The sequence below is a fragment of the Natrinema soli genome, from assembly GCF_028618695.1.
In genome coordinates this window covers 1-3,792 of sequence record NZ_JAQIVI010000398.1, presented here as the reverse complement: position 1 = coordinate 3,792, position 3,792 = coordinate 1, and the positions used below count along the sequence as shown (strand labels likewise).

Sequence of the window (3,792 nt, the reverse complement as noted above, 5' to 3'; positions counted from 1 at the left end):
CTCTCGCCGTAGCTCGTGGACACCGACCGCACGTCGACCTCGCCCGCGACGGTTCCGCGTACGTGCACACTGTTCCATCAGGGTCGAGCGATCAAAAACGCTATCGGTCGCCGGACCGCGCTCGACCACCCGCTCCTGATCCTACGAACCGTCGATCTCACACGGCGGTAATTCGATGTTACCACCGCTCCCACTGGGAATCGAGTCCGTCTTCGATATCAATCAGCTAGTGACGGGAAGGGAACGGGTGGAACGGACGGGCCGTTTTTGAGCGCGGGACACGAACTCTCGTTGCCATGAGTGACCCCAACGGCGACGACCGCCGGACGAGTGGCGGGTCCGACACCGAGACCGACGCGGGGGCCGGAATCGGCGACGGGCCGGCCAACCGTGCGGAAGAGGCGTCCGCCGACATCGACTCCGGCACCGGTGTCGGAGACGGGGAGTACTCCGCCGGACGAACCCCACGCGACGAGTCGACTCGGGTCGCGAACGAGGAACGGCGGCGAAAGACATCGGTACTCAGCCTGCTCGTCGCCGTCCTCGGCGCGTGGGTCGCGCTGTCGGTGCTCGTCTTCGAGACCGCGGCGGCACCGCTGTGGAACGACGTGCTGGTCGGGCTCGTGATCTGCATCGCTGCGGGATACAACTACTACCGATTGACGAACGACATTCCGCTCAGCACCGCCATCGCGTCCCTGATCGCCGTCCTCGGGATCTGGCTGATCGTCTCGGCCGCGCTGCTCGAGATGATCGGCGGCCTGTTCTGGAGTACGCTCGCCGCCGGACTCCTGATCGCCGGACTGGCGGGATACAACGTCTACGAAGCCCGGGAGGCGCGGTCGGTGACGACCGAGTCGGGGGCGGGGACCTAGAGTCTCGCCCGATCCGGACCGTACTCGGCCTCGAGTCGGCGGATGCGGTGTTCGGCGGCGTGGTGGCCCATCGCGACGACGGAGAAGCCGACCATGACGACGGCGAAGGTGATCGAGACGGCCGGCGAGACGCCGTTGACGTAACTATTCCATAACTGACCCAGCGCCAGCGCCAGCGGTGCGAGCGTCAACAACGCGCTCTTCGCCGGCGTCGCGCGAAACAGTTCGACGAACGAGAGTGAGTGGCGGCCGGACATAGGGAAAGCGTCGGTTACCGCTATCTTCGGGGGACCACTCGTATTCTTTTTGGTTCGGAACGGCCGTTAGCGGCCCCGATAGTCTCTCTGCGGCGTCTTTCGGTGGAATCGATACGTTCATTCTGCCGGCGATCCTCTCGTCGAGTATGCGGATTCGCGAGTGGCAGGACGTACTCGAGGACGTCACCGAACGGAACGTCGATCCGGAGGACTGGCGCGCCGTCGCCGGTGACCGCGCCGGCGGCGTCGGTGAGGACATGTACCTCGCGCATCCACGGGCCGGCGTCTTCTTCCTGAAAACGTACGCGAAGAACCCCTTCGAGGTTCGCGGCGTCGGCACGCGGGTCGCCCGAAACCTCGACGACGAGATCGGATCGTTCCTCCCCGAGCGGGATTCGGGCGGGCGGTTCGCGGTTCAGTCACCGCCCGAAGACGAGGAGCAGGCCGAAACCGTCGGGAAGCGCCTCGAGACCGTCCTCGAGACGCACGCAGACGCGCCGACGCGGCCGCAGGACCTCTTCGACGACGTGATGGAGGCCCTGGAGAGCCCCGCGTTCGGGCCGATGGCGTACGACCAGTACGACCGACCCGACGAACTCGAGGACCTCGCGGCCCGGTTCGACGAGGCCGACGAGTTGCTGAACAGCGAACTCGAGGACCTGATCGAGACCGACGAGGTCGATCGGGGCTTCATGTGAGCGGGTGGAATCCGACAGCTGCGGCCGTCATCGTCGCCGCCTGCGTCTGCGTCCGGTGACTCTTTGGGATCGGACTTCGACGGTAGTGCTATGTCACCGAGCGTGAGCGCAGAGGCCGTCGTTCGCGAGTACTACGACGCACTCCGCGACGGGGATCCCCTCGCTCAGTATTTCGCCGACGACGAGCGGACTGTCAAATTCGGGATCAGCGAGTCCCTGTTCGGCGGGAGCGAGATCGCCGCGGCCCTCGAGGAGCAGACGGAGACGACCGACGAGTGGACGGTCGAGAGCCACAATCTCGTCGTCGACGAACGGGACGGATTCGCGACGGTCGCCGACGAGGTGACGATGGCCTGGACGAAGACGACGACCGGCGAACGGTTCCGGTTCGACAGCCGCTGGAGCGCCACGCTGGTCGACCGGGCTGCAGATGATGGTTCGAGCGCGAGCGACTGGCGGTTCGTTGCGATGCACGTCAGCGCACCCCGCGAGCTGTGAGCCGAGGTCGCGATCCGGGGCGGAGATCGTCGCACTCGAGCGACCTGCCGGGCGGGGGCGATCAGCTCAAAGTCGTTTTCGTGCTGCTCGTCGGGCTCTCCGGCGGCCTGGTGGCCCTCCAGAGCGATGCTCCATTGCTGGTGATCGGCGCGGCGATACTCGGCGGTATCGTCGCCGGCGGCGCGTTGCTCTGGTACGTGATTTGGATAACGACCGATTGAACCACGATGCCGAAACCGCATGCGGTGGCGCGCGCTGTGCCACGGCGAACTGCGAGGCCTGAACGAAGTGACGGCCTCGATGTTGTGAGCCGTGGCTCAAACCCGTGCGAGGTCTTCGTGAACGGAGTGAACGAAGGCTTGGAAGACGCTTCGCGTCTTCATGTGGATGAGTGAACGACCGTAGGGAGTGAGCGTTAGCGCGGGACCGTCGGTCCCGCGAACCATACGAACGGGCCTTCGGCCCGTGAGTAGCAATCGGCTGGGGAGGGTGTGGCGATTCCGTGTTGCCACGATAGCAGGACGCTTGGCTTCGGCGCTGCTATAATTCCATAATACCAGCAAAATAGCGATTTCTCCCTCGAGCCGAGAGACACTCCCTCGAGAAACGATCGACCCTAGCGATCGACGCGCTGGATCCACGTCCCCGGCGCGTCGAGCTCGTCGTGGCTCGGGAGGTTCTCGGGTTGCTCCCAGACCAGACTCGCCGTCTCGAGGTCGCGGACGGCGAGGACGTGCTCGAAGAAGTTCTTGCCGCGCTCGTACTGGCGCTCCTTGAGGCCGAGGCCGAGCAGACGACGGAAGAGCTTCTGCAGGGGACCCCGCCCCTGCCGCCGTTCGTCCAGCTTGCGCCGCAGATCCTCGTACTCCTCGTCGAACGCGTGGTCCATCAGGAGTTCGGCGTAGCCCTCGACGACGGTCATCGCGGCGTCCAGATCGCGGAACGCGTCCCGGTCGAACGATCCCTCCGAGAGCGTCGCGATCCCCTCCTCCATGCGGGTCTCGAGGTGGTCGGAGAGCCACGGCGCGGCCCCGAACTCGGCGGCGTGGGTCACCTCGTGGAAGGCGATCCAGCGCCGGAACCGGTCGGCGTCGACGTCGAGTTTCGCGGCGGCGTTGAGGATGTTCGGCCGGACGAAGTACAGCGCGTGGTCGTCCGTGGGGGCGTCGGCGAGCAGGAGGGGGTCGTACTGGCCGAGGACGTTCCGTCCGAGGAAGGAGAGCAGGACGGTCATCGTCCCCGTGTTGATCGTCCGGGCGACGCCGGGGAACGCGCCGGTGTGGGTCTCGAGCGTCTGCATGACCCGCTCGAAGGTGGCGACGTTCGCGTCGATCCAGTGGTGGCGGTTCTGGATCTCGACGGTCTCGGGGACGTCGAACTCGACGCCGGAAACCGACCGCACGGCGGCTCGCGCGTCTCGGACGTCGCGAGCGTACGCCTCGCGCTCGCCGGGCTCGAGCTCGA

At 66.1% G+C, this 3,792-nt stretch carries 6 protein-coding genes; 4 read left to right on the top strand and 2 right to left on the bottom strand.

Annotated features, from left to right (window positions below; genetic code table 11):
- Positions 1-296 precede the first annotated feature (296 nt).
- Positions 297-875, top strand: a complete 579-nt coding sequence (locus PGX04_RS22025) for an SPW repeat domain-containing protein (RefSeq protein ID WP_273740459.1) — start codon at positions 297-299, stop codon at positions 873-875.
- Here PGX04_RS22025 and PGX04_RS22020 read toward each other — a convergent pair.
- Positions 872-1,132 carry a hypothetical protein gene (locus PGX04_RS22020; protein ID WP_273740458.1) on the bottom strand — a complete coding sequence of 87 codons (261 nt, stop codon included), beginning with the start codon at positions 1,130-1,132 and terminating at the stop codon, positions 872-874. The genes PGX04_RS22025 and PGX04_RS22020 overlap by 4 nt on opposite strands.
- Before the next feature lie 146 nt (positions 1,133-1,278).
- On the opposite strand from PGX04_RS22020, the gene PGX04_RS22015 reads away from it, so the two are divergent.
- The 3 genes from PGX04_RS22015 (at position 1,279) to PGX04_RS22005 (ending at position 2,549) form a co-directional block, all read left to right on the top strand.
- Positions 1,279-1,830, top strand: a complete 552-nt coding sequence (locus PGX04_RS22015; RefSeq protein ID WP_273740457.1) for a hypothetical protein — start codon at positions 1,279-1,281, stop codon at positions 1,828-1,830.
- A gap of 90 nt (positions 1,831-1,920) precedes the next feature.
- The gene (locus PGX04_RS22010) at positions 1,921-2,328 is read left to right on the top strand and encodes a nuclear transport factor 2 family protein (RefSeq protein WP_273740456.1); all 408 of its coding nucleotides are present in this window, start codon (positions 1,921-1,923) and stop codon (positions 2,326-2,328) included.
- A complete protein-coding gene (locus PGX04_RS22005) occupies positions 2,325-2,549 on the top strand; it encodes a hypothetical protein (RefSeq protein ID WP_273740455.1) in 225 nt (74 codons plus the stop codon). Before PGX04_RS22010 ends, PGX04_RS22005 begins: the two co-directional genes overlap by 4 nt.
- A 395-nt stretch (positions 2,550-2,944) precedes the next feature.
- On the opposite strand, the gene PGX04_RS22000 is transcribed toward PGX04_RS22005, so the two are convergent.
- A partial coding sequence (locus tag PGX04_RS22000; RefSeq protein WP_273740454.1) for a zinc-dependent metalloprotease occupies positions 2,945-3,792 on the bottom strand: 848 nt, incomplete at its 5' end.

Excerpts from the sequence above, each read along its gene's own strand:
- PGX04_RS22025 (WP_273740459.1), top strand. The coding sequence starts at position 297 with ATGAGTGACCCCAACGGCGACGACCGCCGGACGAGTGGCGGGTCCGAC.
- PGX04_RS22020 (WP_273740458.1), bottom strand. The coding sequence starts at position 1,132 with ATGTCCGGCCGCCACTCACTCTCGTTCGTCGAACTGTTTCGCGCGACG.
- PGX04_RS22015 (WP_273740457.1), top strand. The coding sequence starts at position 1,279 with ATGCGGATTCGCGAGTGGCAGGACGTACTCGAGGACGTCACCGAACGG.
- PGX04_RS22010 (WP_273740456.1), top strand. The coding sequence starts at position 1,921 with ATGTCACCGAGCGTGAGCGCAGAGGCCGTCGTTCGCGAGTACTACGAC.